19 protein-coding genes and 5 pseudogenes are annotated in these 25,014 nt (G+C 57.2%); 15 read left to right on the forward strand and 9 right to left on the reverse strand.

Features of this window, described 5'->3' with window-relative positions; translation table 11 throughout:
• Positions 1-73: 73 nt before the first annotated feature.
• Both znuA and ACW5W8_RS11200 read left to right on the forward strand, forming a co-directional pair.
• Positions 74-1,012, forward strand: a complete 939-nt coding sequence (gene znuA / locus ACW5W8_RS11195; protein WP_498627924.1) for a zinc ABC transporter substrate-binding protein ZnuA — start codon at positions 74-76, stop codon at positions 1,010-1,012.
• 67 nt (positions 1,013-1,079) lie between these two features.
• Entirely contained in the window at positions 1,080-1,754 is a 675-nt protein-coding gene (locus ACW5W8_RS11200) for a transglutaminase-like cysteine peptidase (RefSeq protein ID WP_005335848.1), read from the forward strand.
• On the opposite strand, the pseudogene ACW5W8_RS11205 reads toward ACW5W8_RS11200, so the two are convergent.
• Together ACW5W8_RS11205 and ACW5W8_RS11210 are read right to left on the reverse strand one after the other, a co-directional pair.
• Positions 1,749-2,689: pseudogene (locus ACW5W8_RS11205) on the reverse strand (TAXI family TRAP transporter solute-binding subunit). The gene ACW5W8_RS11200 and the pseudogene ACW5W8_RS11205 sit on opposite strands and share 6 nt — an antisense overlap.
• The gene (locus ACW5W8_RS11210; RefSeq protein WP_498627926.1) at positions 2,686-3,984 is read right to left on the reverse strand and encodes a LapD/MoxY N-terminal periplasmic domain-containing protein; all 1,299 of its coding nucleotides are present in this window, start codon (positions 3,982-3,984) and stop codon (positions 2,686-2,688) included. Before ACW5W8_RS11210 ends, ACW5W8_RS11205 begins: the two are co-directional and overlap by 4 nt.
• Before the next feature lie 261 nt (positions 3,985-4,245).
• Between ACW5W8_RS11210 and mepM the strand changes: the two genes are divergently transcribed.
• Positions 4,246-5,583, forward strand: a complete 1,338-nt coding sequence (gene mepM / locus ACW5W8_RS11215; protein ID WP_498627927.1) for a murein DD-endopeptidase MepM — start codon at positions 4,246-4,248, stop codon at positions 5,581-5,583.
• A gap of 72 nt (positions 5,584-5,655) precedes the next feature.
• Here the strand turns inward: mepM and ACW5W8_RS11220 are convergent, their stop codons facing one another.
• On the reverse strand, positions 5,656-6,600 hold the full coding sequence (locus ACW5W8_RS11220) for a D-2-hydroxyacid dehydrogenase (RefSeq protein WP_498627929.1): 945 nt from the start codon (positions 6,598-6,600) through the stop codon (positions 5,656-5,658).
• Between the two features lie 162 nt (positions 6,601-6,762).
• On the opposite strand from ACW5W8_RS11220, the gene ACW5W8_RS11225 reads away from it, so the two are divergent.
• Positions 6,763-7,344, forward strand: coding sequence for a YjaG family protein (locus tag ACW5W8_RS11225; RefSeq protein ID WP_042013566.1), 582 nt, complete (start codon positions 6,763-6,765; stop codon positions 7,342-7,344).
• Positions 7,345-7,415: 71 nt separating this feature from the next.
• On the opposite strand, the gene ACW5W8_RS11230 is transcribed toward ACW5W8_RS11225, so the two are convergent.
• The gene (locus tag ACW5W8_RS11230) at positions 7,416-7,895 is read right to left on the reverse strand and encodes a MarR family winged helix-turn-helix transcriptional regulator (protein ID WP_236350964.1); all 480 of its coding nucleotides are present in this window, start codon (positions 7,893-7,895) and stop codon (positions 7,416-7,418) included.
• A 163-nt stretch (positions 7,896-8,058) separates the two neighbouring features.
• Here ACW5W8_RS11230 and ACW5W8_RS11235 point away from each other — a divergent pair, with 163 nt between their 5' ends.
• Both ACW5W8_RS11235 and ACW5W8_RS11240 read left to right on the forward strand, forming a co-directional pair.
• A complete protein-coding gene (locus ACW5W8_RS11235) occupies positions 8,059-8,586 on the forward strand; it encodes a hypothetical protein (protein ID WP_005335836.1) in 528 nt (175 codons plus the stop codon).
• A gap of 9 nt (positions 8,587-8,595) precedes the next feature.
• Positions 8,596-10,194 carry a BCCT family transporter gene (locus ACW5W8_RS11240; RefSeq protein ID WP_498627931.1) on the forward strand — a complete coding sequence of 533 codons (1,599 nt, stop codon included), beginning with the start codon at positions 8,596-8,598 and terminating at the stop codon, positions 10,192-10,194.
• 118 nt (positions 10,195-10,312) lie between these two features.
• Here the strand turns inward: ACW5W8_RS11240 and ACW5W8_RS11245 are convergent, their stop codons facing one another.
• A complete protein-coding gene (locus ACW5W8_RS11245) occupies positions 10,313-11,551 on the reverse strand; it encodes a multifunctional CCA addition/repair protein (RefSeq protein WP_498627933.1) in 1,239 nt (412 codons plus the stop codon).
• A gap of 237 nt (positions 11,552-11,788) precedes the next feature.
• On the opposite strand from ACW5W8_RS11245, the gene mutY reads away from it, so the two are divergent.
• The 3 genes from mutY (at position 11,789) to mltC (ending at position 14,343) form a co-directional block, all read left to right on the forward strand.
• Positions 11,789-12,841, forward strand: coding sequence for an A/G-specific adenine glycosylase (gene mutY, locus ACW5W8_RS11250; protein WP_042052456.1), 1,053 nt, complete (start codon positions 11,789-11,791; stop codon positions 12,839-12,841).
• A gap of 8 nt (positions 12,842-12,849) precedes the next feature.
• Complete coding sequence (locus ACW5W8_RS11255; RefSeq protein WP_005335828.1) at positions 12,850-13,122, forward strand: oxidative damage protection protein; 273 nt, start codon at positions 12,850-12,852, stop codon at positions 13,120-13,122.
• A gap of 117 nt (positions 13,123-13,239) precedes the next feature.
• A complete protein-coding gene (gene mltC / locus ACW5W8_RS11260; protein ID WP_005354839.1) occupies positions 13,240-14,343 on the forward strand; it encodes a membrane-bound lytic murein transglycosylase MltC in 1,104 nt (367 codons plus the stop codon).
• A gap of 85 nt (positions 14,344-14,428) precedes the next feature.
• Here the strand turns inward: mltC and ACW5W8_RS11265 are convergent, their stop codons facing one another.
• Positions 14,429-14,815, reverse strand: a complete 387-nt coding sequence (locus ACW5W8_RS11265) for a YgiW/YdeI family stress tolerance OB fold protein (protein WP_005335826.1) — start codon at positions 14,813-14,815, stop codon at positions 14,429-14,431.
• Positions 14,816-15,068: 253 nt separating this feature from the next.
• Here ACW5W8_RS11265 and ACW5W8_RS11270 point away from each other — a divergent pair, with 253 nt between their 5' ends.
• Positions 15,069-16,094: an SGNH/GDSL hydrolase family protein gene (locus ACW5W8_RS11270; RefSeq protein ID WP_498627935.1), complete on the forward strand. Its 1,026-nt coding sequence runs from the start codon at positions 15,069-15,071 to the stop codon at positions 16,092-16,094.
• A gap of 265 nt (positions 16,095-16,359) precedes the next feature.
• Complete coding sequence (gene ompA, locus ACW5W8_RS11275; RefSeq protein ID WP_498627936.1) at positions 16,360-17,394, forward strand: porin OmpA; 1,035 nt, start codon at positions 16,360-16,362, stop codon at positions 17,392-17,394.
• Positions 17,395-17,529: 135 nt separating this feature from the next.
• On the opposite strand, the gene ACW5W8_RS11280 is transcribed toward ompA, so the two are convergent.
• A complete protein-coding gene (locus tag ACW5W8_RS11280) occupies positions 17,530-18,552 on the reverse strand; it encodes a GGDEF domain-containing protein (RefSeq protein WP_498627938.1) in 1,023 nt (340 codons plus the stop codon).
• Between the two features lie 134 nt (positions 18,553-18,686).
• Here ACW5W8_RS11280 and rnr point away from each other — a divergent pair, with 134 nt between their 5' ends.
• Positions 18,687-21,080 carry a ribonuclease R gene (gene rnr / locus ACW5W8_RS11285; RefSeq protein WP_498627939.1) on the forward strand — a complete coding sequence of 798 codons (2,394 nt, stop codon included), beginning with the start codon at positions 18,687-18,689 and terminating at the stop codon, positions 21,078-21,080.
• Between the two features lie 277 nt (positions 21,081-21,357).
• On the opposite strand, the pseudogene ACW5W8_RS11290 reads toward rnr, so the two are convergent.
• Positions 21,358-21,795 (reverse strand): annotated as a pseudogene (locus ACW5W8_RS11290) (transposase); the annotation flags it as partial.
• 99 nt (positions 21,796-21,894) lie between these two features.
• Here ACW5W8_RS11290 and ACW5W8_RS11295 point away from each other — a divergent pair.
• The 3 genes and pseudogenes from ACW5W8_RS11295 to ACW5W8_RS11305 all read left to right on the forward strand — a co-directional run.
• Positions 21,895-22,739 (forward strand): annotated as a pseudogene (locus ACW5W8_RS11295) (IS66 family transposase); the annotation flags it as partial.
• A 73-nt stretch (positions 22,740-22,812) separates the two neighbouring features.
• Positions 22,813-23,322: a GNAT family N-acetyltransferase gene (locus ACW5W8_RS11300; protein WP_498627940.1), complete on the forward strand. Its 510-nt coding sequence runs from the start codon at positions 22,813-22,815 to the stop codon at positions 23,320-23,322.
• 68 nt (positions 23,323-23,390) lie between these two features.
• A pseudogene (locus tag ACW5W8_RS11305) lies at positions 23,391-24,210 on the forward strand (IS256 family transposase); the annotation flags it as partial.
• Between the two features lie 290 nt (positions 24,211-24,500).
• On the opposite strand, the pseudogene ACW5W8_RS11310 reads toward ACW5W8_RS11305, so the two are convergent.
• A pseudogene (locus ACW5W8_RS11310) lies at positions 24,501-24,629 on the reverse strand (IS110 family transposase); the annotation flags it as partial.
• Positions 24,630-25,014 lie beyond the last annotated feature (385 nt).

Consider the following 25,014-nt stretch of genomic DNA (forward strand, 5'->3'; position numbering starts at 1 on the left):
GTGAGAGTTATAATATAACAAAAAACAGAAGCTGTTATATTATCACATACTCACCCCCTGACGAGATTCACCAATGAGAATTATTGCGCTTTTCACTGCCCTGCTGGCGGTGAGTTTGCCTGTTCGTGCCGTGGAGGTACTGACCACCATCAAGCCGCTCGGCTTCATCGCTGCGGCAGTCACTGACGGGGTGAGCGAGCCCAAGGTATTGTTGCCGACAGGCGCCTCTCCCCACGACTTTTCCCTGCGCCCTTCCGATATTCGTAGCATCAACAGCGCTGGCTTGGTGGTGTGGGTCGGCCCCGAGCTGGAAGGCTTCATGGCCAAGCCGCTGGCTAATCATCCCCATGCACTGGCCCTGACTCAGGTTGAGGGGATGCCGCTGTTCAACTACGCGACTCAGGATAGCCACGATTCCCATGATCATGATGCGCACGATCATGACCACGCGGCCCACGAGCACGGTGACCATGATGAAGGACATGAGGGGCATCATCACGAAGGGGTCGATCCCCATATCTGGCTTGGCCCGACGCAGGCCAAGGTGATTGCCAAGGCGATCGCAAGTGAACTGGGCAAACTGGATCCGGCCAATCAGGCTCGCTATGCCTCCAACCTCGCAGCATTTGATGCCAAGGTGGATGGCAAGGACAAGGGGATTGCTGGTCAGATGAAGGCGGTGAATGAGAAGGGGTACTTTGTCTTCCACGAGGCGTATGGCTACTGGGAGCGCCATTACGGCATGAGTTCAAAGGGTCACTTCACAGTAAGTCCGGAGCGTCGCCCGGGCGCCAAGACGCTGGTGGATATTCGCAAGGCACTGGAAGAGAAGCAGGCGAGCTGCATCTATGCCGAGCCGCAATTCTCACCGGCTGTGATCGAATCGGTGGCACGCAATACCGGCGCCAAGGTGCTGTTGTTGGATGAGGTGGGTGAACAGGTACCGCTCGGCCCGGATGGTTATCCCCAATTCATGCAGCAACTGGCAGACGCATTCGCCCAGTGTCGCTGATTGCCTGCTGAGCCTCTCATCCGGAGGGACTATACTGACCTCCAGCATCTGACATGGAGTGTCCGGTATGAAATGGTTGTTGATCCCGGCCTGTACTCTGGCGCTATGTTGCGCCAACGTGCAGGCTTCGCGTCTTTCCGAATATATTGCCAGTCCGGACCTGCGGGCCAAGCTGCAGGAAGTGTATGGTGGCCGGGCCATCCAGCGGGCCGAGGCATTTTCTCGCTTGCTCACCCCCAGAGCGGGTACAACCGACCAGCAGAAGATCGAGCTGGTGAACAATTACTTCAACAATCTGACCTACAGCGAGGATCCCAAGCTGTGGGGAGATGAGGATTACTGGGCCAATCCGCTGGAGTTCATCGGTGCCCGGGGTGGGGATTGCGAGGATTACAGCATCTCCAAGTACTACACCCTGATGGAGCTGGGGGTGGATGAGAAGAAGCTACGGCTGGCCTACGTCAAGGCGGTGCGTTACAACCAGTTCCACATGGTGACTCTCTATTTTCCGACGCCCAAGGCTGATCCACTAGTGCTCGACAACATCAACAGCCGGATCCTGCCGGGCAGCAAGCGTACCGATCTCATTCCCGTTTACAGTTTCGATGCCAAAAGCATCTGGATCATGAAGTCACGTCGGGAAGGGACGCTGGCGGGGAGTGCCGATCGGCTGGCGCAGTGGACATCGATGAAGACCCGTTTCTCCAGCGAGCAACTGCGCTCTCCCCGTCGTCAGCTATAGCTTGCCCGCCGCTTTCAACTCCTCGAAGTATTTCGCCGCGCCCGGATGCTGTTCAATGCTCAGCACCGGGCCGGTTTTATTGCACGCCCGGTGAAACACATTGGCGTAGCCATAAGTTTGTTCATTGAACTTGGTCTGCTGGGTCAGCATGGCCTTGGTCAGACGATAGACAGACTCTTCCGGCATGGTGGCATTGGTGACCAGGGTGGCGGCAATGGCAAAGGTGGGAGTCGCCTTCAGATTGCCGGGGTAGATACGGGCGGGCACCTGACTACGTTGATAATATTTGACCCCCTTGAGTAGCTGATCCCGGGTAGCCCCATCGATGGGGAGGAAACTGACCGCACAACGTTTGGCGGTGTCGAGCACAATCCGGTTGGGATGCCCCATCACCAGTGCAAATGCGTCGATCTGCTTGCTACAGAGCGCATCCGACAGGTTGGCCATGCTCTTCAGATCGAGATCCTGCTCTTTCGCTCCCAAGATGTTGAACAGGGTCAGCGCTGTCTGGCGGGTACCCGAGCTCTTCAACCCCATGTCTATGGGGGCGAGCTTGAGCTGCTCCAGTGACGTGATATCGCCATCGGCACGGATCACTATGGTGAAGGGCTCGGCATGGGTGGCAAACAGGGCGCGCAGCTCAGGTTGCGGCTGCGTGGCAAAAGGGCCCAAGCCCTGGCTTGCCTGATATAGCCAGTCCGACTGCACCATGGCGTAGGAGGTCTCGCCGCTCTTCAGTCGCTGCAGGTTTTCTATTGAACCCGATGTGGCTTGTAGCTTGCACTCAAGTTGTTCATCGACCTCATGGGCTAAACGGCAAAACTCTTTGGTTATCTGATGGTAAATCCCTGCTCACCACCGGTGGCGATAGTCACGGTTTCAGCCATCAGACCGGGTTGCCAAAGCAGAGGCAACAGCATGGCGAGCTTTTTCATGATTGAGCCTCCCTAGCATAACCATCGATACCCCAGGTCCGCAGTTTGTCGATGTCGTGGCACTCTCCTGATTCTGCCAGCAGGGTATAACCGGCGGCATGCATGGTTTGGGAGAGCAGATTCCAGTAGAGCGGCGCATCGGTCAGCTGACAGCTGATAAAGATGGGATTGAGCGGGTCAAGTTGATTGAAGGTGTCTGCATTGAGGGGTATGGCGCTGAAGGCGAGCTCGCACCCCTGTTCTTGTAGCGCGGCCAATGTGGACTGGCCGTGGGCGGGGAACGTGGCCACATCCCAGCGCCAATCTAGAGTCTTGCCGCGTCCCTGGCTCAGCTGGGGGGCGATTTCTGACCATTGTGGATGATTGAGCAGGGAGAGGGGCAGCAAGACCCCTTCTATATGAGAGTGCTGCCACTGTTGCAAAGCGGTCTGGATGGTCGCGAGATCGCTGTCTGCACCGAGGGGATGGTTGGGCAAGAAGCGCTGATAGAGCGAGATATCTCCTTGAGTTGAAACAAATTTTTGCAGTTGTCCGCCTTCCGGTAGCGGGCTTAGTCCTTGCAGTGGCTGCGGGTGGGTCAGTGGCAGCAGTTTTCCCAGCTGGGTGATTTTGAGTCGTTGTTGCAGCAGATCCCGTTTGCGTTCGGAAACCAATTGGTTGATGGAAAGTGCCACTTCTTTGAGGTCTTGCAACCAGGGAGTGGGCAGGGTGCTGTTGAACTGGTGTTTGCGGATACGGATCAGCTGCAGGTTGATCTGCTCCAGGGGCTGCAGCAGGCGTTTGCACACCAGGGAGATGATCAGGGTAAATACGACGAGGCCCGCCAGCAGCGCCAGACCGGTGCGACTGATGGCATTCCACAGATGCTGATAGGCGTAGCCGCTATGCCCCTCAAGGGTCAGACTGCCCAGCATGCGCCAGCCATCGGTCAACTCTTGCTCAATTTTGACGGGGGGCATGCCGATAACCGAGGGAAGCCAGCCGGGGACATTTTGCTGGGTAGAGTGGAATACCTTCTGAAACAGCACCTGACCATCCGGATCCACCAGAATGACCGAGCTGACGAAACCGCCATCAAGCATGGCATTGACGATGGTCTCGGCCAGCACATTGTCGTCATTGAGCAGGGTTCCTTGCAGCACCAGCCCGAGAGCGGTGATGGCGGTTTCCAGGTTGGCTGACATCTGGTCGAGGATGGATTGGCGGACTGTCGTGACTTCCAGTGCAAACAACAGCACTGCACCGATCAGGAACAGGACGACAATTATTCTGATTAACAGTTTTGCTAACGACATATCCACTCCATGGAAAAGTTATCGCAACATTTTAGGTTTCTATTCAGTATCGAATCCGACCCGGTTCTTAAAAATAGGAAAAAATGGTTAAAAAAGACGATCATTTCTGCCCATCCGGGCAGGTTATGCATAAAATGTGAGGTTCATGCAGATTGTGATGAACTATTTGTAACTATTTGTGTCCAACAAACAGTTTTATACGGTTTTGTCACAAACAGACATCGCAATTCACACTCTTTAGATCTAAATACAGGATAGCGGATGAAACGTCTCCGTCCCTTGGTAGTACAGGCTGCCAATTGGGAACCACCGGTTCCCCGCAAACACTTTTACGCCATGCTGATGCTGACGGCCATGACCCTGTCAGCAGTGGCATTATTGCCAGCTCCGGGTGACATCCTCGAGCGGCCGCTGCGTCTTGAGTTGCCCATTGATACCGCCGGTACGGCAACCAACGAAAACAACACCGACTTTAACGAAATTCCCGATCACGAACTGGTTGATCAGAGTGCGCCGGATGACGACATTCCGGTCGACACCACCCCCCAGTGGCAGGATTACCGGGTTCGCAACGGCGAAAACCTGACCGCCATTTTTAACAATCTCGGTCTCTCCACCACCACCCTCTACAAGGTGCTGGACGCGGACAACAAGAACTATCTGGCGCGCCTCAAGCCGGGCCAGAATATCGAGCTGCTGATCGATCAGGACAACATCCTGCAGCAACTCAAGATCCGCCTGAACATCAAGCAGACGCTGGTGATGGCGCGCAGCGATGATGCCTACACCGCCTCCATGATCAATGAGAAGGTCGAGTGGCAACCGCAGCGTTACAACGGGGTGATCAACGGCAGCTTCTATGTCAGTGCACGTAGTGCGGGCATTCCGGCCAACCATATCCAGAAAATTGCCAACCTGTTCCAGTGGCGGATGAATTTCGCCAAGGATCTGCAGAAGGGCGACAAGTTCAAAGTGCTGGTACGCCAGGAGACGGTGGAGGGCAAGAGCACCGGCAACAGCCAGCTGCTCGGCGTGGAAGTGATTAGCCAGGGCAAGAATGTGTCAGCCTGGCTGGCCGATGACGGCAACTATTATGACGGTCAGGGCAACAGTCTGGAGCGCGGATTCCGCCGCTACCCGACCCACAGCCGCTACCGGATCAGCTCCAACTTCAACCCGGCGCGCAAGCATCCGGTGACCGGCGCCATTCGCCCCCACGAGGGGACCGACTTTGCTCTGCCTATCGGTACGCCAGTGTTGGCGACCGGTGATGGTGTCGTCCAGAAGGCAACCAGCCACCCGCTGGCAGGTACTTATGTCGTTATCAAACATGGGCGTACCCTGGCGACCCGCTATCTGCACCTGAGCAAGCTGCTGGTCAAGCCTGGCCAACGGGTGAAGATGGGCGACAAGATAGGCTTTTCCGGCAACACAGGCCGTTCTACCGGTGCTCACCTGCACTACGAGCTGCGGATCAACAACCGCCCGGTCAATGCCATGACCGCCAAGCTGCCGATGGCTGAGCCCTTGAGCGGCAAGGAGCGTCGTCAGTTCCTCGCCAAGGTGAAGAGCTACCGCAAGGAGCTGGCCGCGGGTTGATACCAGTAGCCACCGCCTGAAATGAAAAGGCCCCGCCAGCTTGGCGGGGCCTTTTTGCATACGCAGTGATGATCAGTAACCCTTGTCGAAGTCGACCTTGCCATCCAGGGGCTGGCCATCGATAAAGTGGATGTAGTTGCGCACAAAGATCTGGGCCACATCCTCGGGAAAGCTGTAGGCGCTGTTGTGGGGGGTGACGATGAGGTTGGGTTGTCCCCACAGCGGGCTGTCGGCGGGCAGCGGCTCCTGCTCGAACACATCCAGCACCGCCATCGCCAACTTGCCGGTGCGCAGTGCGGTGAGCAGATCGCCTGAGTGTACGGCGCTGCCGCGGCCAACGTTGAACAGAATGGCGCCCGGTTTGCAGTGTTCGAATCGCGCGGCATTGAACAGATGGCGGGTATCGCGGGTAGCAGGGAGCACGCTGACGATGACATCGGCCTGTGCCAGCATCTTGTTGAGCGCAGGAAGCTGATAAACCTGATCAAACCCGGCCCGCTCCCGACCGCTGCGGCTAATGCCCAGCACCTTCATGCCAAAATGTTTGCCGGTCTGGGCGATATGCTGGCCAATGCTGCCGGTACCCAGGATCAGCATGGTGCGCCCCTTGAGGCCCTGATAGGGGTGACTCTGCCACAGCCGCTGTTTCTGCTGCTCTCGATAAAGGGGGATTTGGCGCATCAGACTGAGCAGGTGACCAAATACATACTCGCTCATCAGCGGGCCGAAGATGCCGCGCACATTGGTGAGCTGGTAGTCGCGGCGACTGTCAGGGTCGAGCAGCACATCGACCCCCGCATAGGTGGATTGGAACCAGCTCAGCTTGTTGGCTTTGGGCAGCAGCGGTTTGGCACGGGCCGGTTCGGCCATCAGAATATGGGCTTCGCCGATCAGCTTCTCGGCATCGCCCGGATTATCGGCTCGCAGAATGCGCAGATGGGGGAGGTTGGTGGCCTTGAGCAGCCGTTCGTAGTGAGCATTATCCTGGCTGAGCAAAAGAAGGGTACGTTGGCTCATACTCTTGTTCCTTATCAGAATTTGCGGCGCAACAAGATGCCGCTCTCGACCCATCTTACCTGACTTCATATCGCAACATAGCCGACCAGGGCGCTTTTTCGTTTTCGCCGCGCACCTCGTGGGCTACAATCTGCCCCACATTTTGCAAAGGATCCGACTCCAGTGTTTGGTGACAAGTTTTATAAGCGACTGGCCGAGCTACAGCCTTGGCAACAGACCGTCTACACCCTGGCGCTGGCAGAGCGCATGTATCCCAACTATGCCCTGTTCTGTCAGGCCTCCGGCTTTGGCAATGCTGGCGCTTTCCGGCATGCGCTGGATCAGATGTGGGTCTACCTCACCGTCAAGGGATCCCGGGTCAATCTGGGGGCCATTCTCGAAGAGTTCGAGTCTCACATTCCGGATCCCCGCAAGTTTGAATCCTACGGTGCTTATCCCGCGCTGGATGCCTGTGTTGCGCTGGGCTGCGCCTACAACTCGGTGATCTGCCGGGTTGGCGAAGAGGCCAACGATGCCAGCCATGCGTCAGTCGGTACCGTGGCCGGTTTTATCGAGCTGCTGGAAGAGCGGGATCTGACCGAAGAGGAGCTCTACGAGCACGAGTACATGGAAGCTGAGCTGGAGTTTCAGGTCGAATTGCTCAAGCGGGTTGCCCACGAGCGCGACAGCGACCGCATTCTGGCCATCAAGGCCTTTGCCGCTCAGGATGGCGTCTCCAATATCGGGATCAGCCTGGAAGAGTAATCCTCTGCGGCCCCTGATCGAAAAAAGCTCCCGTTCGGGAGCTTTTTTTATGCCTGGAATTGTTCAACTGCTTATACCTGCTCTTCGGTGAGGGGTCTGACGCTCAGTACTGGGGCGGCATCGATTTCGTCGGCATTCATCATGGAGGAGATGCGTTGCAGGGAAGAGAGCAGCAGGGTCTGCTCCCACGCTTCCAGCGCCTGAAAACGTTGGATGAAGCGCTCTTGCAGCGGGGTCGGGGCCTGAGCCAGCAGGGCGCGGCCTGCGTCAGTCAGTGTCGCGTGAACCTTGCGCTTGTCGGTATTGCTGCGAACGCGCTGCACCAGTTGGCGGCTCTCCAATCGGTCCATGATGGTGGTGGCGGTGGCCTGGCTCATGTTGGTGTGATCGGCCAGCTGACGCATGGAGATCTGTCCCAGTTCGTCGATCCCTTTGAGCAGCAAGAGTTGCGGGGAGGTGAGCCCAGCTTCTTTGATTAAGCGCCTGGAGTGCATGTCGATGGCACGAATAATCTGGCGCAGGGCGACCAGCACTTCATCATGTTTTTCCATGGGGTGTGCGTCATTGGAGGGCTATGGAGAGGGACAAAATTTTCCGCCTAATTCGTCACAAGGTCAATATGGTTTTTGTTGTAATGATTTCTGCTCTAATTAATTTTGTGTTAGGTTGACGGATATTTCACGAAATTCACCCTGACAATTAAGGAGCGAAATGATGAATGACGAGCTGGATATCAAGTCTCTGGTGGCCGAGTTACGTGTGGTAAGAGTGCGCTACGAACTGCCGGATACCTCGGCTTTTGTGCGCTATCAGCCTGCCTATGATGAAGACCCGAACAACCTCAAGGTACACCACTATGATGGTGAGTTACCCCTCTCTTGCAGTGAGACAGGTACTTTCAACCTAAAGGAGTTGGTAAATGAATTGCGCTACGCCTATGTGCTGGTGCACCTCTTTCCTGACGAAAGTGCCATGAACTTCTATCTGACCGGCCTGGATACCGGTCTGGCTCAGCTGGAGTTCATCGGTGGCTCTTACGACTTCAACCGCCTCTGGATCACCAGCGGTATCTCCAATCTGGGCGTCCCCATGGCGATCTTCCTTGGCAAGCGTCACGCCGTGAATGGCCAGCCCTCGGTTTCGCTGGTGGATCACCGCGAACAGGCGGCTGGCAAACTGGTCTATCGCGCCATCGGCGGTGCCGGTGATCATGTGGGCGAAGACTTTTTCAACAACGACTAAGGAGGCTGGATGCGAGCAAGCAAAGGGCTATTGAAAGGCCTCAACCCGACCATGGCCATGACGGCCCTCACCGTGATCACCCTGTTTTTGCTGTTTGGCGTATTTGTTCCCGATACCGCGGCCGCCTGGTTTGTCGGTGCCAAGGATCGGATTATTGCCGGGTTCAAGTGGTACTACATTCTGGTGGTCGCCCTGTTCCTGTTCTTCGCTGTCTACCTGATGTTCAGCCGTTTTGGCAGTATCCGGCTGGGTGACGACGACCAGGTACCGGAGTTCGGCTACTTCGCCTGGTTCTCCATGCTCTTTAGCGCTGGCATGGGGATCGGTCTGGTGTTCTGGAGCATCGCCGAGCCGATGAACCATCTGCAGGGCAATCCGTTCATTACCGAAGGGATGACCCCGGACGCGGCCCAGATCGCCATGCGCCTCACCTTTTTCCATTGGGGCCTGCACCCTTGGGCCATCTATGTGATCGTCGGCCTGGCACTGGCCTTTTTCAGCTATCGGCGCAAGTTGCCGCTGGCGATCCGCTCCGTGCTTTACCCCATCCTCGGTGAGCGGATTTACGGTTTCTGGGGCCATGCGGCCGATGTGCTGGCGGTGTTCGGCACTGTCTTCGGGGTGGCGACCTCCCTTGGTTTGGGGGTCTCCCAGATGAATACCGGCCTCAACCAGATGTTTGGTATGGCGGTGTCGCAGTCCAACCAGCTCTGGCTGATTGGTGGCATCAGTCTGATCGCCACTCTGTCGGCGGTCTCCGGGGTCGGGCGCGGGGTGAAGATCCTCTCCGAGCTCAATATCTGGCTGAGCGTGTTTGTGCTCGCGCTCTTTCTGGTGCTGGGGCCGACCACCTATATCCTCAACGCCTATGTACAGAACATCGGTGATTACCTGCAGAACATCGTCAAACTGAGCTTCTGGACCAACACCGAGGCCAACGGCACTTCGGCCTGGCAGTCGAGCTGGACGGCGTTTTACTGGGGCTGGTGGATTGCCTGGGCGCCGTTTGTCGGCATGTTTATCGCCCGCATCTCCAAGGGGCGCACCATTCGCGAGTTTGTGCTTGGCGTGCTGCTGGTGCCTTCGCTGCTCGGCATGTTCTGGCTCACCGTGTTTGGCGGTACGGCGATGAATCTGGAGCTGTTTGGTGGTGGCGGCGTGGTCGCTGCGGTCAATCAGGATGTGACGCTTGCGCTCTACAAGACGGTCGAACTGCTGCACTGGGATACCTTCGGCTGGATCGCCAAGGCCGTGCTAACCCTGCTCATCTGCACCTACTTCATCACCTCCAGTGACTCGGGTACGCTGGTTATCACGACTCTGCTCTCCATCGGTGATCAGGAGCCGCCGGTACTGCACCGCGCCGTATGGGGTCTGGGGCAGGGGCTGGTTGCCGCTATCCTTCTGGTTTCCGGCGGCCTGGCGGCCTTGCAGGCAGCCAGCATCATAGCGGCGCTGCCGTTCTCGGTGATCATGTTGGCGATGTGCTATTCGCTGATGCTGGGGCTCAAGCAAGAGAGCCAGCGCCAGTTCGAGTATCGCCAGAATCTCAAGCGCCACGATGGCTCATCCCATATGAGCCTGATGGAGCGAATTGGTCCGGCATAACGGCATCAGCAGGGGTTAGCGCCCCCTCACATATCAATCTGGATGTAAAACGGCCGCCCTAGCGATGCTCTCCTTGCGGAGTTCATCATCAGGGCGGCCGTCTGTTATGGGGCCGAGGTTACTCCTCGATAAAGGTCCACTCATCCTTGATGCGGCTGATGGCATCAGTGCGCTTTTTGGCGAGCTGCTCCTTGATCTCTTCCCCTTTGAAACCGGCCGCCACTATCTCTTTCACCGGCACCACCTGGGCGGCTGCCAGCGCTTCGCCCACATAGTCCGGCTCGGCGTAGACCCGCTCCTCGAAACCGGTGCGGCCATGGAAGTCGGCGCGGCAGGCATCCAGCAACTGGGCAAAGCGCTCGGGGCGGCGCCAGGCATCCGCCTTGTCGAACACCTTGAGCAGGGTGGCGGGCTTGAGCTCAAAGGCGATGTGGATGTGGGTATGCAGATCGCTCACCAGCAGCGCCAGATCCCGGCACTCGTTGGGAACCCGGAACCGCTCGCACAGGGCGCGAATAAGCGGCAGCCCCTTCTGGCCGTGACCGTGATGGCTTGGCCAGAACTCCTTGGGGGTTACTCCCTTGCCAAGGTCGTGGCAGAGGGCGGCAAAGCGGACGGTCAATTCCGGGGAGATCCGGCACGCCTGCTCCAGCACCATCAGGGTGTGGATGCCGGTGTCGATCTCCGGGTGCCACTTGGCCGGGGCGGGGACGCCAAACAGGGCGTTGATTTCGGGGAACAGCGCCTTCAGGGCGCCGCACTGGCGCAGCACCTCGATAAAGATCTGCGGGGTCGGCCCCAGCAGCACCTTCTCCAGCTCCTTCCAGACCCGCTCCGGCGTGAGGTGGGCCAGCTCGCCAGCGGCCGTCATCTCGCTCATCAGGGCGAGAGTTTCCGGCGCTATGGTAAAGCCCTGAGCGTGGAAGCGGGCGGCGAAGCGGGCGACCCGCAGGATGCGCAACGGATCTTCGGCAAAGGCGGGGGAGACGTGGCGCAGCAGCCGTTTTTCCAAATCCTCAATGCCACCGTAGGGATCATGGAGCTGGCCCTGAGCATCTTCGGCGATGGCGTTGATGGTGAGATCCCGGCGCAGCAGATCCTGCTCCAGCGTCACATCGGGAGCTGCGTGGCAGACAAAGCCGGTGTAGCCCCGACCCTGTTTGCGTTCGGTACGGGCGAGTGCATACTCCTGCTGGGTTTTGGGGTGAAGAAACACGGGGAAGTCGCGACCGACCTGGGTAAACCCCAGTGCCAGCATCTGCTCCACGGTGGCGCCGACCACCAGATGATCCCTGTCGCCTTGCGGCAATCCCAGCAGGCGATCCCGCACTGCGCCCCCAACCAGATAAGTCTGCAAACCGTCTCTCCCGTCATCAATTGTGGGGCCGAGTATATCGTCTTTGTTACCGCTTTGCTGCCTGACCACCACCTGCCCGCAGCGCCAGTCAGCGCGGCTTTGACTTGGGCGTGACGAGGCCTTACGCTGCCGCACCAGAAAGCTGGCGCTGTGCTGCGGGATGACTTTATGTCCGCGCAGGCCAGATGAGCCGAAGGAACCGCAGAGTTCCCCTTATATCAACGACATGAGAACAACGTGAATCAATCAACCTTCGCAAGTCGGGTTCTGGAGTGGTACGAGCTTCATGGCCGCAAGACCCTGCCCTGGCAGCAGGAGAAGACCCCTTACCGGGTCTGGGTCTCGGAGATTATGCTGCAGCAGACTCAGGTCGCTACCGTGATCCCCTACTACCAGCGTTTTATGGCACGCTTCCCCGATGTGGTGGCGCTGGCTGATGCCCCCGTCGACGAGGTGCTGCACCACTGGACCGGGCTTGGCTACTACGCCCGGGCCCGCAACCTGCACAAGGCGGCCCAGCAGATCCGCGATCATCACCATGGCCTCTTTCCCGAGCGCTTTGACGAGGTGATGGCGCTGCCGGGTATTGGTCGTTCTACCGCCGGGGCAGTACTGTCGCTCTCTCTTGGTCAGCCTCACGCCATCCTTGATGGCAATGTGAAGCGGGTACTCACCCGCTGGCTGGCGCTGCCGGGCTGGCCCGGCCAGAAACAGGTGGAGAATGAACTGTGGGAGATCGCCATCCGGCTCACTCCCAAGCTGGGTGTGGCGCAATACAATCAGGCGATGATGGATATCGGGGCCACTATCTGCACCCGCAGCAAACCTGCCTGTGATCGCTGTCCGGTGCGGGCCGATTGCCAGGGGCTGTCGCAAGGCAAGCCTACCGCTTATCCCAACAGCAAGCCCAAGAAGAGCATTCCGGCTCGCGATGGCATCATGCTGCTGATCCGTCACGGTGATGAGTTGCTGCTGGAGAAGCGGCCGCCGCAGGGGATCTGGGGCGGGCTCTACTGCTTCCCGCAGGTAGCCTCGCTGGCGGAGGTGGATGGTCTGCTGGCGTCCCTCGGCCTGAGCCATCACGGTTATCGGGAACTGGCCGGTTTTCGCCATACCTTCAGCCACTTCCATCTCGATATTCAGCCGCTGCTGATTGACATTGATGAGGCGCAGCCGCTGCGGCTCATGGAAGCAGATAACCGACTCTGGTATAACTTACGCCATCCTGCCGAGGTGGGGCTGGCGGCCGCCACGGCCCGTCTGCTCGCCTATCCAGAGTTACAACCATAGAGGTCAACATGAGCCGTACTGTATTTTGCCAACGCCTGAAAAAAGAGGGCCCGGGTCTGGATTTCCAACTCTATCCCGGTGAGCTCGGCAAGCGGATTTTTGACAACATCAGCAAGGAAGCCTGGGCCGAGTGGCAGAAGAAGCAGGTGATGCTGATCAACGAGAAAAAGCTCAACATGATGAATCTTGAGCATCGCCAACTGCTGGAAAAAGAGATGGTCAGCTACCTGTTTGATGCAGGTGAAGTGCAGATCGAAGGTTACACCCCGCCTGCCCAGTAAGCTCTCCGGCTGTTGTACGTGTGAACAGGTGCGGGAATGGCGCCACACTGGCGTGACCGCTCCTGAAGTCGCAGCAAATGAATGATGGGCAGCTCTGCTGCCCGGTTTGAGGATCCTATGGGCCGAATTTTTTGGCTGCTGTGCACCCTGCTGTTTCTCTCTGCCTGCTCATCCTCCCCCAAGCCCAGCGGGAGTGAGGATGACGATCTGGTCAACGGCAAGGACATCCGCGGTTTTGAACACATGATCAGCGCGCTCTCCCATAACGTGAACGAGATATGGGGGCGGGAGGCGCTGTTTGCGGGCAAGTTTGACTACGTAAAATACACGGATCAGTACAAGAGCCGGGCCCACATCGACTTCTCCAGCGGACACATCATGGTGGAGACGGTCTCGGGCATAGATCCCCGCGCTCACCTGCGTCGCGCCATCATCGAGACCCTGCTGACGCCGGACGATCCGGCCGAAGTGGATCTTTACTCCGACCGGGAAATTCTGACCGGCGGCGAGCCCTTCCTCTACGGTCAGGTGCTGGATAATCAGCGCCAGCCAATCCGTGCCTCCTGGCGCGCCGAGCGTTATGCCGATTACCTGCTCAACACGGCGATGAAGAAGCGCACTCTGGGTATTCGCACCATCTTCTTCGTCGATATACCCATGGTGGCCAACCATGAAGATCGGCGGGGCTACAAATATGCGGGGATCATCCGGGAAGCGTCGCGCAAATACGGCGTGCCGGAGAGCCTGATCTATGCGGTGATCAAGACCGAGAGCAGCTTCAACCCCTATGCGGTGAGCCATGCCAACGCTTATGGCCTGATGCAGGTGATCCCGGCCACCGCCGGTCGTGATGTCTATGTGCGGGTCAAGGGCAAGAACGGCCAGCCGACGCGGGAGGAGCTGTTCAACCCGGCCTACAACATCGATGTCGGTACCGCCTATCTGCACCTGTTGCAGACCGTCTATCTGGCGGATATTCAGGATCCGCGCTCCCGTCGCTATGCGGTGATCTCCGCCTATAACGGTGGTGCGGGCGGGGTGCTCAATACCTTCTCCAGCGATCGCAAGGCGGCGCCGGGCCGGATCAACCGGCTCTCCCCCGAGGCGGTCTATCAGGTGTTGACCGAGCAACATCCCAAAGAGGAGGCGCGCCGTTACCTCTACAAGGTCAATCAGGCCGAGAAGGGGTTTAAGAGAGCGTTTGCCAGTCGGGCCGGTTAAGCGGTGACGCTGGGTTAACCATGCAAAAGGGCGCTTGATATCAAGCGCCCTTTTAACGTCTGGCCAGTTCGTCGTTGCAGTGGCCTTATTTGGCGATAAAGCCGCCCTTGGTCTGCGGGGCCGCGCCTACTTTCTCCAGGGTTTTCACTTCCACTTCAGTCTTGTTCCAGCTGTGGTCCACTTCACCACGGATGCGGATCTGATCATCCGGGCCCACTTCGGTGCCACGCCACACATCCTGATCCACTTCGACCTCCACCTCACCGCTGGCGTCGCGGAACAGATAGTTCTCGCCGCCCAGGTGCTTGACCAGTTTCCCTTCCAGGGTGGCCCAGCTGTCATCGGCCAGATCTTTCAGTTGAGCAACGGAAACCTTGTTCTGCTCTTGCGGGCCGGTATAGGCCGCCATGGCGAAAGAGGAGACAGACATCAGGGTCAACAGTCCGATTACGCTTGCGCTTGCCTTGTTCATTTCATACTCCTGTCGTTGGTATGAGGCCATTGTGCCGCGCGGGGCGTGAAACAAGCGTGAAAGAAATACGCAGATGTGATTGTCTGTTTTGTGAGCGCAAGCGATTTCATCGGTGATGGAACATGTGTGATTTCATCTGGAACTGTAATCTGTCGCCTTCACCAGAAGTCAGTGGCGGCAGACTCTTCCCGTGCTTGCTGCCATTCGAGGGAAGTCCGCAGGTCTCACCTGCTTAATCGAAGAGCATAACAATATGAAAAAATGGCTTGTTTGTTTATTGGGGTTAATGGCATTGACCGCGCAAGCGGCAGAGGGACGCCAGCCTTTTTCCCGGGTCGTGATGTTTGGTGACAGCCTCTCCGACACCGGCAAGATGTACAAGAAGATGCGGGGATATCTCCCCTCCAGCCCACCCTACTTCAACGGGCGCTTCAGCAATGGCCCGGTGTGGCTGGAGCAGTTGGGTGACGAGCGTTTCCCCGGGCTGGTCGTGGCCAACGAGGCGGAAGGCGGCGCGACTGCGGTGGCCTATAACAAGCTGGGCTGGTTTAACAAGTGGGCATGGGATCCCAAATATCAGGTGATCAACAACCTCGATTACGAGATCGATCAGTTCCTGAAAAAGGACAAGTTCCGCCCCGATGACCTTGTGGTGATCTGGGTCGGTGCCAACGACTATCTGGCCTATGGCTGGAACACCGAGCGGGATGCGGATCGGGTGATCGATACCATCCGACTGGCATCTAACCGGTTGGTGCTCAACGGTGCGCAGCAGATCCTGCTGTTCAACATCCCGGATCTGGGGCAGACCCCATCAGCTCATAGCATGAAGGTGGTGGACAAGGTGCGTCATGTTGCCAGCTACCACAATCAGCGACTGCAAAATCTGACTCGGGAACTGGCTCCCCTCGGCATTGTGAAACTGTTCGAGGTAGACAAACAGTTTGACGAAATGGTGCGCGATCCCCAGCTGTTTGGGCTGAGCGACATCGAACACGCCTGTTACGGTGGCGGCTATATGTGGAAGCCGTTCTCCGGCAGCCCTGCCGAGCTTGCCACGGCCCCTGCTTTGAGTCTGTCCGAGAAGGTGGCCATTGCCGGAAACCCGATCCTGGCACAGGCTGTAGTGAGCCCGCAGGCAAAACGTAGTGCCGCAGCCCTCAACTGCGACGAGCATATGTTCTGGGATCAGGTGCATCCGACCAGAACAGTGCATAAGGTATTGAGTCAGCGTGTCGCTGATTTTATCGATCAGCACTACGAGTTTGTTCGTCACTGATATCGTTTCGGGCCAGCATGTTGCTGGCCTTTTTCCTCTCTCTGTCCTCATCTTTGCGTCTTTTTGCGTCACATCCAGTTCAAATAACAAACGTTTGTTGCTGTTTTTGTAACGTAGTTGCGTTAGAGTGTTTTTTGTTAATTGATATCAGTGACTTGAAAATAGGCTAACGTTGATATGCTGCGATCGCTTTTGAGTGGTTGCGCCTATAAGACGAGGTGATATCAATCAACCTTCTCCTACATAAAGTTGCAGAGGCTCAGACATGAAAAAATCATTGATTACCTTGCTGGTTACCGGCTTGCTTGCGGCCAATGCCCAGGCTGCCGGGCAAGACAACACCTGGTATGGCGGTGCCAAACTGGGTTGGTCCAACTTCTACGGCATTGATGAAAGCAACAGCTTTACCCTCGGCAATGAGACCAATGATGCTCTTGGTGCTGGTGTATTTGCCGGCTATCAGCTTAACAAGAACCTGGGCATCGAATATGGCTACGATTATCTGGGTAAGTACAAATATGATGCCCGTTCAGCCACGGGCGCAGCGTTTCAAGATGAAGTTCAGGCCCAACTTATTCATTTATCATTGAAGCTGGGCTTCCCTGTAACTGATAGCCTCGACCTGTATGGACGTATCGGCGGTGGTTATGCGGCCGCGAACAGTGACCTGAAAGGGGGTGATGGCCGGTTCAACGTTGTCAGCGCGCTGGGTGCTGAGTATGCCTTCAATCGTGATTGGGCTGCCCGTCTTGAATATCAATACACTACCCCCTACGGCAGTCGAGACAATACCGGGTTGCGTATGGACAATGGCCTGCTCTCTGTGGGCGCAGTCTATCGCTTTGGTCAGGTTGCCCCTGTGGCGCCCGCTCCGGCCCCGGAACCTGCTCCTGCACCTGTGATGGTTGAGAAGCAGTTCACCCTGAGCTCCGATGTGCTGTTTGACTTCAACAAGGCGACCCTCAAGCCAGAGGCCAGTCAGGCACTGGATAGCCTCTATACCCAGATTGAAGAGGCGCGACCCAAAGATGGCGTGGCAACCGTAATTGGTCACACCGACCGTATCGGTTCCGATGCCTACAACCAGAAGCTCTCCGAACAGCGTGCCCAGACCGTTGCCAACTATCTGGTTGGTAAAGGGATCCCGGCCGCCAAGATCAATGTGGAAGGGCGTGGTAAATCCTCACCGGTTACCGGCGACAGCTGCGTCAGCAAGTCCAAGCGTGAGCTGATCGTCTGCCTGGCTCCGGATCGCCGTGTTGATGTGAAAGTCGAAGGTGTCAGCGAGGTGCAGGAGTAATCCTTCACACTGAGCAGAGTTCCACTGGGGCTGGAATAAACAGCCCCTGTTGGAGCAAGAGAGACCAAAAAGCCAGTTAGTTGATCTGACTGGCTTTTTCATTTCGAGGAGCAAGGCGTTACGAAGGTTGCAGTATCAGGACGGAAGCGGCATCACCCGGTTGCGGCCCAGCTCCTTGGCCTTGTAGAGCAGCTTGTCGGTACGTTCGACCAGACAGTCCGCGCTCTCCTGACCGTTGAACTCACCCACGCCAAACGAGGCTGTGATGTGGTCGATGCGGCGGCCTGATTTGCGATCCAGAATCGACATCCGTTCGATGGCCCGTCGCATGCTTTCCGCCATCTGTCTGGCCAGCGCCAGCGAGCGATGGGGGACCAGCATGGCGAACTCCTCCCCACCCAGCCGATAGGCGGTGACCCCCTCCTTGCAGGCATCGCGCAGCCGTTTGCTGAAGGCGCGCAGCACCTGATCGCCGAGCAGGTGCCCATATTCGTCGTTGAAGTTCTTGAAGCGATCGATATCAGCAAGGATCAGCGAGAAGGATTGCTGGCTGCGGATCAGCCCCTCCAGCTCCAGATCGAAGGCGCGACGATTGAGCAGGCTGGTGAGGGCATCTTCGTTGGCCAGCTTGCGGGTCTCGTTGAGCGCCGCTCGCAGCTCCTTGATCTCTCTCTCCGCATTGCTGATCTGATTGCGAAAGTGCATGGTGGACATCCGCACATCCCGCGATTCACGCACCAGATCCCGCAAGATGCCCATGGTGTCTTCCAGGCTGAAGCCCTCATCGTCGATCTTGCTCAACTTGTCAAAACTCTTGTCGAGCATCTCCTGAAACATGCCGGTATCGGAGATGGCGTCCTGCATGGAGTGACCGAGCTCGTTAGCCATGGCGGCCAGGCTCAGTTTCATCGCCTCCATCTGCTTCTCATCCTGAGCGGCCAGATACTGGTGATAGAGCCGTTCGCAGGTGGTGAGCGAGCAGGTTCCCTGCAGCTTGACAGCCTGATCGATCGCCTGGTTGAGCTCGGGCATGCTGGCCGAGACATAGTTGTACCACAGGTGGTAATTGTCCGGCGTCGTGGGGATCTGGTACTTGATCATCAAAGGGACCGCTTGTTTGAGATAGGCGGCGGATTGGGCAAATGTGTCCTTACTCATGAGTTCTGTGTCTCATCATGCCAGCGAACTGAAGATAGTATGACAGAGAGATTGGCCAAAAGGCAGCCGATGGATGCCATTCGCCCCCCCCTCCGATATAATGGCACCGTTACCACCTACCCTAAGGCCTGCTTATGTCTCAAAAAGATCCTTTCCTCCAACGCGAGGCCGAAAAATACGATAACCCCATCGCCAGTCGCGAGTTGATCCTGGAACTCATCAAGGGCCATGAAAAGCCCATGTCCCGTGAAGAGTTGGCCAAGGTCCTCAAGCTGAAAGATGAAGAGCCGTTGGAAGCCTTGCGTCGTCGTCTGCGCGCCATGGAGCGCGATGGACAACTGGTATTCACTCGCAACCAATGTTATGCCCTGCCGGATCGCCTGAATCTGGTCAAAGGTTATGTAATCGGCCACAAGGATGGCTTCGGTTTTCTGCGTCCGGAAGGTGGTGGTCCGGATCTGTATCTGAACAACCGAGAGATGCAACGCCTGATGCATGGCGATTACGTGCTGGTGCAGCCGACCGAGATCGACCGCAAGGGGCGTCAGGAAGCGCGTCTGGTGCGCCTGCTCAAGTCCCGTGAGGCAGATATTGTCGGCCGTTACTTCGTCGAGAATGGCGTTGGTTTCGTGGTGCCGGATGACAGCCGTATCGGCCAGGACATCATCATCCCGGAAGGGGAGAACAAGGGGGCTCGCCAGAGCCAGGTCGTGGTCGTGCGCATCAACCAGCGCGCCACCTCCCGCATCAATGCCGTCGGCACCGTACTGGAAGTGCTGGGCGAGAACATGGCGCCGGGCATGGAGATCGAAATTGCCCTGCGTACCCACGGCATTCCGCATACCTGGCCGGAAGAGGTGACCAAAGAGGTTGCCGGTCTCGGCGAGCAAGTGCCGGAGAAAGCCAAAGAGGGCCGCATCGACCTGCGCGCCCTGCCGCTGGTGACCATCGACGGGGAAGATGCCCGTGACTTCGATGACGCCGTCTTCTGTGAAGCCAAACGTGGTGGCGGTTGGCGGCTGTGGGTTGCCATTGCCGACGTCTCCGCCTATGTGAAGCCGGGTACTGCTCTCGACACCGAAGCTTATCAGCGCGGCAACTCCGTCTACTTCCCCGAGTTCGTGGTGCCCATGCTGCCGGAGGTGCTCTCCAACGGCCTGTGTTCCCTGAACCCGCAGGTTGACCGCCTCTGCATGGTGTGCGAGATGACCATCTCCGCCTCTGGCCGCATGTCCGGCTACAAGTTCTACGAAGCGGTAATGAACTCTCACGCCCGTCTCACCTACACCAAGGTGGCGGCGATCCTCGACGGGGATCCCAAGCTGCGCCAGCAGTATGACCCGCTGGTGGGCCATATCGAAGAGCTCAACAACCTCTACAAGGCGCTCAAACAGGCTCGTCATCAGCGCGGCGCGGTGGAGTTTGAGAGCGAGGAGACCCGCTTCATCTTCAACGCCCAGCGCAAGATCGACCGCATCGTGCCGCTGGTGCGCAACGACGCCCACAAGATCATCGAAGAGTGCATGATCCAGGCGAACGTGGCTGCCGCCCGTTATATCGAGAAGAACGAAGCCGCCGCCCTGTTCCGGGTGCATGACCGTCCGGGCGAAGAGCGTCTGACCGGTTTCCGTGACTTCCTGGCCGAACTGGGTCTGGAGCTCAAGGGTGGTCTCGAGCCCGAGCCGAAGGATTTCGCCGAGCTGGCTGCCAAGTTTGAAGGGCGCCCCGATGCGGAGCTGCTCTCCACCATGCTGCTGCGCTCCATGCGTCAGGCCATCTATCAGGCCGACAACATCGGTCACTTCGGTCTGGCCCTGAAGTCCTACGCCCACTTCACCTCGCCGATCCGTCGTTACCCCGACCTCATCCTGCACCGCGCGATCAAGTATCAGACCGCCAAGGAGCAGCAGGCCAACCTGCGCCACAAGTGGACCCCGAGCGGTGGTTACCACTACCAGCTGGAAGAAGTGGACCCGATGGGCGAGCACTGCTCCATGACCGAGCGCCGTGCCGATGATGCCACTCGCGATGTGGCCGACTGGCTCAAGTGCGAGTACATGCTGGATCACGTGGGTGACGAGTTCGACGGCGTGATCGCCAGCGTCACCGGCTTTGGCTTCTTCGTGCGTCTGGCCGAGATCCACATCGACGGTCTGGTGCATGTCAGCACCCTCACCAACGACTACTACCAGTTCGACCCGTTGCACCAGCAGCTGATCGGCGAGAACTTCCGCCGCCGCTACCGTCTGGGCGACAAGGTGCGGGTCAAGGTGATGGGCGTCAATCTGGACGATCGCAAGATCGACTTCGTGATGGTGGAAGAGCCCCTCAAGATCACCGGCAAGAACGCCAAGCAGGCGGTTCGCAAGATGGCCGAGATCAAGAAGGAGAAGGCCAAGAGCGCCGAGCGCCACGAAAAGCGCAAAGAGAAAGATGGCAAGGAGAGCGGCAAACCCGCCAAGGGGGGCCGTGCCAAACCCAGCAACAGACGACCGAGCAAAAAGGCTCGCGACAAGGCCAAGGGGTAAGCCCTCGGCCTATGGCTTGGGTCCGGCGACCTGGGGCTAGGCTGTAAGGGGCTGATGGCCCCGGGTTATCTTCGCCAGCGCCTGATAGTCCTGACGACGAAAAAAATCCGAACCCTGTTACCGGGGTTCGGATTTTTTATGGTCAGCGAAAAGGGGAGGGGCTTAGATTCTGGGCGGAGTTCGGCCAAGCTCCGTGCCTATGGCGAGGGGCATACTCCCTGCGGGATTGCCACGCTATTGGCCGCTACGTGGTGCTCAGAAGGTGGGTGTCCTATTTTTCACTATGCTCATCACCCCAGTGCTGTTTCAGGCGACTGATGGTATTGGCCGACAACCCCTTGGCCTTGTCACCGAGCAACGCGCCCAGCGCCTCCTGATAGTCCCCGGTGGTAATCCCACGCAGATACAGCCAGGGCAGCAGCAGCGAACAGTTGAAGCAGATCCCTGAGCCGCTTCTGTCGCGTACCTTGGGCACTTTGATCTCGACATCGCCGATCCCGGTCTGGATAGTGCGTTCAGGCAAAAATCCGTTGTGCACCACCGCTTGGCGGCCATCGGGGTGCTTGCGCTGAGCGTGGAGCTCGAGCAGAGCCTGGAGCTCAGCCTCCACAGCTTGGGCAATCAGGTCTATGGCTCCTGCACGCAGCAGGTCTGTGAGCGGATCAGTTGGCTTATCTTCTGGTTGTGGCAAGGCCCTGAAGGTAGAATTGGCCATGGCGTATCACCTCTGTTGATTGAGATTCTTGCTGGAATCAATCAGCAGGATACGCCACCTCTTCTATCCCTCCGTACACCAGAAATCACCATAACTCCCATCTCGCTGCAAAGTGGTCAGTTCCATCAGAGCGTCAGCCAAATACAGCAGCAGTTGAAGCAGCACTTTGGCCTGAGCTTCAGTCTCGGGGCCATCAGCGAAGCACAAGGGCGGGTCAGTGCCATGCTGACGCCCACTCATCAAGCCATCAAACAGCAAGTCCAATCGGCCTCGCTTATTCATGCCGATGAAACCCGTCATCAACGGGGTAGCGAGCGACGCTGGATGTGGATGGCGCTAAGCAAGATAGCGGTCTGTTTTATGACTGCCTACGGTCGTGGCACCGACGCCGCCAAGCGGTTGTTGGGGTCAGAGCTGACCGGTGTGCTGGTGACGGACCAATATGTGGCCTACCGGTTTGTCGGCGCAAGTCAGCGCCAACTCTGCTGGGCCCATGTGCTGCGCAATGTGCTCGCCACCGTTATGAAGATGGCGACCTTGACAAGAAGCGGTATCTGCGCCGGCTCAGGAGGTATAGGCAGAGCTGGTTAACGCAGCTGGAGCAAGGTGTCATGGTGTGCACCAAGCGCTATCGGGGTCGTTGCGAGTGGCTTATCATGGATGATGAGATGCTGTGGCGGTTTCTGAGTGATGACGATATTCCGCTGACCAACAATGAGGCGGAGCGAGCGCTGCGCGGCTATGTGCTGTGGCGAAAAGGGAGCTACGGGGTGTGTTCACTCCGTGGGGAGTTGTTTAGTTAGCGCATCCTGTCGTTGGTGGAGACGGCCAAACGACTGGGGCGTTGTCCAGCGGAGTGGCTGCGCGCCGTCGTCCGTGCCTGCATCGAGAAAACGGATTACCCCATACCTGTCGAGTTGTGTGCGTCAAGCCGCGGCCGGTGAACGGTTACATGTCGGTTGAGTAATGAGAAGGGCACATATGCCAACAACTGAAACATTATATAATAGAGTTCATATGAAAATACATTCTCGCAAGCTAAACACAGCTGATTTTCAAGCCATGAAGGCTCTCCTTATAAAAGAAGGTAAAAATGAGTGGAATTACATTACCGATGCAAGCATCGAGCATCAATTTCAACTTGTTAATCAGGGGAAAGCCATTCCCGTTTTAGCAGAAGAGAGTGGCATTGTTGGCTTCGCGATGCTCATTATAAAAGAGGCGTGCCCGGCCAAGTTGAGCAAGTATGCTGTGCTATCAGATATCGCGTATGTAAATGACGTCGTTGTTGTCGCAAGTCAACGTGGTAAGGGCCTAGGCAGCCAGCTCCTGAAAGAGTCGATTAAACTTGCTGGCAATGAAAAATGCAGCCATGTCTATATCGAGCGTCACGAAGAAAATATGTCCTCTGCGGGCATGATGCGAAAAGCTGGGTTTGAGCTGGTAGAGACATTCTATGACCCAAATAAACGTACTGCAGGGTCAAGAAAAACCTCGGTGCTAACTATATGCACACAACAAATATGAGGCCCCCAGAGAGTGTAAAAAAATCTGTGTAACTGGCATTCTTACCAACCTGTTGAAAGGACAACAGAATGCCATTATCAGACGAACTCATAGATCAACTGCTGGCGGGCTGCTCCAGCCCTGACGATATCCTTGGCGAGAGCGGTCTACTCAAGCAGCTCACCAAGCGCCTTGCCGAGCGAGTCCTAGAAGCCGAGATGACGGCACACCTGGGCTACGCCAAACATGCCAGCGACGGCAAGAACACCGGTAACTCCCGTAATGGCAAAAGTGCCAAGACGGTCCGTTCCGTCCACGGGGACATCGCGCTGGAGATCCCCCGGGATCGCAACGGCAGCTTCGAACTACTGCTGGTCAAAAAAGGCGAAAAGCAGCCCCAGGGTTTTGATGCTCGCATTCTCTCCCTCTATGCCCGAGGCATGAGCACCCGGGACATTCAGGCCCATTTCACCGAGGTCTATGGTGTCGAGGTGTCGCCAACCTTCATCTCCCAGGTAACCAATGCGGTGATGGATGAGGTGACCGCCTGGCAGAGCCGCCCCCCTGCATAATGTCTATCCTATCGTCTACCTGGATGCTCTGGTGGTTCGCAGCCGGGCATCTGGCGCGGTACAGAACAAGGCCGTCTACATGGCATTGGGCATCAACACCGAGGGCGAGAAAGAGCTGCTTGGCCTCTGGATGGCCCAGACCGAAGGCGCCAAGTTTTGGTTGTCAGTGATGAATGAACTGAAGAACCGAGGGTTGCAGGATATTCTGATTGCCTGTGTGGCCGGGCTCAAAGGGTTTCCAGAGGCCATCGAGGCTGTATATCCACAGACGCAAATTCAGCTGTGCATCGTGCATCAGATACGACATTCGCTGCGTTATGTCAGCTGGAAACATAGATGGTCGCCCCGGTTTGCCAAGCTCTCAATCCATGAAAGTGAGTCAGGTGGAGATTGCAACCATAGATCCGGATTTTGATCGAGGCTACTGCCTCTATCCCTGATGGAGTTCGCTGGCTGGCTCCGCTATCAACGCCACGTACTTGGAAGTACTTTGTTTCCCTCGGGTTTTACCAGCCACGGTCTGACCTGTCTCGCCATCACTTCATGATTGCCTGTGCAATCGGTGCTTCCTTACCAATTTTTGGTCATAGGATTGTCAATCAGCCCTTACATTGCCAAACCTGTTTTTCATGCGGCCATGCCATAGTGGGCATCATATTTTCTGTCGTGTGCCAGCAATGCCCTGATGATTCTAGCCGTCTTGTTGGCTTGCGCTACCGCAGCCACGTTAGGGTTGCGCCGTGCCATCCTCAACCAGCAGCAAGAGCCGAAATGGCATTGGAGAAGAAGCCATCCACAGGGACTATCGGGATTGGTCCCTATGTTTGTGCGGAGCGCGGCGGGCTATCTCACGGGCACGGAACCGAAAAACTAAAAAATGAGAGTCACTATTAACAGTGCCGCTAGCGGTGATCTGCTCTAATGACGCCATCATCAATCTGGCGCCATCCAAGAGCTCTCCTCATCACGCCGCCAGCGAGGCTAACGCCACCTCTCGGTGGTGGGTGGGGGCTGGCCATCCGCCTGACCACAATATTGGAGTACATAATGAAAGGCTATGTCCCAATTACGTGTTGAAAGGCTAAGCTTGAAGTAGGCCATCACCTTGAGGTCTACCATCATGGATACCCCAGCCTTTCAA

The sequence above is a fragment of the Aeromonas aquatilis genome, from assembly GCF_054052405.1.